The organism is Anaerolineales bacterium (genome assembly GCA_022866145.1).
In the GTDB taxonomy this organism is placed as follows: Bacteria; Chloroflexota; Anaerolineae; order Anaerolineales; family E44-bin32; genus PFL42.
Window position 1 is genome coordinate 1 of the sequence record JALHUE010000502.1, and the last position, 3,727, is coordinate 3,727.

Consider the following 3,727-nt stretch of genomic DNA (forward strand, 5'->3'; position numbering starts at 1 on the left):
CACATACGACCACATTCCGTCTTCGTGCCCATCGTCTCCGCGCATGGCCCTCGTCCTCCATTGCTTGCTTACCACTACAACACCATACCGAGGGCAAGGGATTCGATTTCGATGTCATCAATCACTTGTTTTTCAGCAGCCGCTAGGGGCGCGGATCGGGATCTTCGACAGGCTGCGGATCGGCCCCGATGTCTAATGGGCTGGCCCTCGCGCTACCCGGGCAGCCCAGCGTTGCTGAAGAGAGACCCCCGGTTTCCCTCTACGTGCAACGCGCTCAGGAGCGGTCTCACCCGCGCCTTTGTCCGCCGACCGTGGGCGGTCAACGACGCCGACTGTGTCTTGTTGCGTGGTGCCAGTAGGGCTGGCGACCCCAAGCCGGCTGGAGTGCCCTTGTGCCTGTCGCCGGCGGAGGTCCAATCGCAGCTGTTGGGCAACTCCATGCTGGCCGGATCGTTGTTCGTGTCCGACCCTAGGCCGTTGCCCCCGGCGGAGCGACTGGAGTGGCCGGGCCGGTTTCTGTGTCTATTGCCAGACGGGGCGTGGGTGGTCGATCGGCACCCAATGAATCACCCGACAACCTCGGTGCAATCCCTTGCTGGCCCGGTGGGCCCCTGGACTCTGGTGCCCAGAGTGAACTGGGAGGACAGAGTGGCCGGAGCGAAGTGACATGGGCGAACTTTGTGCTCGAGGCTGCCGAGGCGGGGAGACACGTGGTGGACTTCTGGGGCGCCGCCACCCGAGGCGTTCAGGTCGATGATCTCGACCAAGGCAGGATCCCACCTCGTGCGCCAGATTGGGTTGGCGAGCGGCCGGCTACGCCTCGGGTCATACGGGTGGGAGACAGGCTGCATGCGTCGTAGGGATTGATCGTTTCGAGCCGGACGGCAAACGCCGGCGAGTTCGAGGCCACCCTTGCCCCCACCTATCCGGCCGCGGGCAAGGTCTGGGTCGCGATCCCGGGTAGCGGCGCGGAGTTCCCATTGGACCGACGACCGATTGCCTCGGAGCGGGCAGGCGCCGGGGTATACTGCCTCGAGCTCTCCGTGGACGGCCCATGCGTGCAATCGGGCCGTGCTCCGCAATCACCGGCCTGAAGGACCACGCCGGGACCCGCGACTGCGGCCGACGGTTCGAAGGCGACGAAGCCTATGAGCGTCGAAGGCGTTGTACCCATCGTCACCGCTCTCCTGCTGGCCAGCGCGGCCGCGATGGCGCTCGTTGGCTGGAGGCTTCTGGCTGGGTCCAAAGGCCTGCAGTTCCATAACCTTCAACGGGACCGGTTGCGCAGGGGGTGGCGCTGGCTTGGGGCAGGGGCCGTTCTGCTGGCGCTGGGTGTGGGCTCGGGCGCCTTCGGGGGGCGGGTTGGCCACAGCCTTTACCCGCCCACCCCGACGGCTACCTCATCTCCTACGATCACCCTGACCCCAACCGTCACCCTGACACCGACCATCACCCTCACCCCCCGTGAGACCAGCACGCCGACCGGAACGCCTCGACCGACCCTGCCTGAACCCATAACCGTGCTCGTGCGCGAGACTCTAACGCCGCCCCCGGGGGCGTTGTTCAGCCCGATTGTCGTCGCCAGCCGGCTCGACGAGTTCAACCGGCCGCAGGATGGCGTTTCGGCATGGACCAATCCGCCGGCGAGGCTGCTGGGCGCTTTCTCCTACGACCAGCTGCGGGACGGGGTTCGCTGGACGGCGCTCTGGCTGCGGGAGGGGGCGGTGGTCTGCGCCGAAACCAAGCTGTGGGAGTGGGGGACCGGAGGCACCGGGTACACCGAGTGCGAACCACCGGGAGGGTGGACTCCAGGGCAGTACGTCATTCAGATGTTCCTGGGAGACCAGTGGTGGGTGTCGTCGGCGTTCGAAATCACCCAGCCCGCCAGGGCTACGCCTGCCCCTATCCCCCTGGCGTCGCCCACACCCTAGCCATTGCTAGCGGGAAGGCCGCGAACCCTTCCGAGCGGCGCCGGGTTGGCGGTGAGCCCGAGAGCGATGGCCGCCGATGTTCAGGGACAAGCCGAGCCGCCTCGGGCCGGGAAAGGCCACGACCTCACTGCTTCAACTGGTGATCTTGCAGAACTCCCGAACCAGACCCAACAGACTGGCATAGCCGCAGGCAAGGGGCTGCAGCTCGATGCTCTCCATCAGAGTGTGGGCGTTGCTGCCGGTTGTGACTCCGACACAAATTGCTGGATATCCCAGGCTCAAGGGCAAGCTGGCATCGGTAGATCCGCAGGTCAGACGGGCCTTTCGGCCACAGGCCTGCTCATACGACCGGCAGGCGGCGCGCACCAAGGGGTGATCGTCTGCGATCTGTCCCCCCGGCCGCGTACCTACCAGCTCGGCGGCGACCTCGGTGTTTTCTGGCCACGGGCCCTGCAGCAGCTTCTCGACCCCCTCGGCGAGCTCAACCAGCTCGCGGGTGCCTTCAGAGCGGATCTCAACTTCCATCCAGGCATGCCCGGCGAGGGCGTTGACCGCAGTCCCGCCGCTCAGTGCGCCGATATTCAGGCTGGTCTTTGGCTCGGAGGGCAGGGGAGTATCCAGCAGGCAACCCCCGATTCGAAGCAGTTGGTGCAGCGCCGATGGCCTGCCGGCGTGGATCCAGGCATGACCTCCGGGGGTGTCGACCTGAATCCGGTACCGACGGATGGGGAGCGCGCGGGTGTATACATGGCCGAGCGACATGCCCTCAACGGCGATGTAGGCAGCCGGCAGGGCGCCATAGCGGTCGACGACCCGGGCCATTCCCCGTAGGTTTCCGAGACCCTCCTCACCCACGGTGCAGACCAACCACACCGGTCGAGGGGGTTCTGGGTCGGAGAGATCGGATGCCAGCTCAACCAGCGCAGCCAGTCCTAGAGCATTGTCGCCGATTCCGGGCCCGGCCCAGCGCTCCCGGTTGCGGATGATGTGCAAGTCCGTGTCGAGCGGGAAGACGCTGTCCAAATGGGCCGCAAGCACAATGGGTGAGGTCAGCCCGTTCCCCCGGCGCCCGTAGACGTTCCCGATGGCGTCGACTTCAACATCCCGCAAGCCGGCTGCCTGGAAGTAGCCCAGCATTGCGGCCGCCCGCTCCCCCTCAGCGAATGTCGGGGAGGAGATGGACTGGATCGCAGCGCAGCGATCGAGCAGGCGAGACGGGTCCATCGGCTAGATCCTCCGCACCGACTGCCTCAGGGCCTCGAGGCGCGCTTCGGCTAGCCGGGGGGTTGCACCCAGCGGATACAGGGCGCCCGTGCCTTCGATGGCGAGCGAGGCCGAGATGGCTCCCCGAAGGGCGGCCTCGACCGGGTCATCCGTGAGGGCCAGGCCGGCGACGAACCCCCCGCAGAATGCGTCTCCGGCGCCAAAGCGATCGCGCTCCGCAGCTCCGTAGGCCGGGACGATCCATCGGCTCCGGGAAGTAGAATCCCAGACGATCACCCCCAGCGCCCCACGCTTGATGACGATGGTCGCCGGCCCCATCCCAGCCAGGTCCGCCGCGCATTCCCACAAGTCAGGTCGGCGGGGCCGATACAGGGCCATCACCTCTTCCTCGCTGGGGAGAAAGGCGTCCGTCGCGCGCAAGACGCTTCCCAACTCGAGGCGCCTGGCCGGGTCCATCACGCCCGGCGCGGGGTCAAGCGTGATCCGGCGCAGACCCAGCTCCTGCAGCCGGCCAGGCAGCGTGGCCTGGGAGAAGTAGTCCATCGGGGTGAGGTGAACCGCTTCCCAGCGGC

General features: G+C 66.9%; 3 protein-coding genes. 1 reads left to right on the forward strand and 2 read right to left on the reverse strand.

All coding sequences use genetic code 11. The features are described 5' to 3' along the window. Positions 1–1,148: 1,148 nt before the first annotated feature. On the forward strand, positions 1,149–1,931 hold the full coding sequence (locus MUO23_14635; protein ID MCJ7514186.1) for a hypothetical protein: 783 nt from the start codon (positions 1,149–1,151) through the stop codon (positions 1,929–1,931). Between the two features lie 132 nt (positions 1,932–2,063). Here MUO23_14635 and MUO23_14640 read toward each other — a convergent pair whose 3' ends face one another. Further along, a complete protein-coding gene (locus MUO23_14640; GenBank protein ID MCJ7514187.1) occupies positions 2,064–3,155 on the reverse strand; it encodes a M20/M25/M40 family metallo-hydrolase in 1,092 nt (363 codons plus the stop codon). Positions 3,156–3,158: 3 nt separating this feature from the next. Continuing rightward, positions 3,159–3,727: PfkB family carbohydrate kinase (locus MUO23_14645; protein MCJ7514188.1), on the reverse strand; the 569-nt coding region annotated here is incomplete at its 5' end.

Excerpts from the sequence above, each read along its gene's own strand:
- MUO23_14635 (MCJ7514186.1), top strand. The coding sequence starts at position 1,149 with ATGAGCGTCGAAGGCGTTGTACCCATCGTCACCGCTCTCCTGCTGGCC.
- MUO23_14640 (MCJ7514187.1), bottom strand. The coding sequence starts at position 3,155 with ATGGACCCGTCTCGCCTGCTCGATCGCTGCGCTGCGATCCAGTCCATC.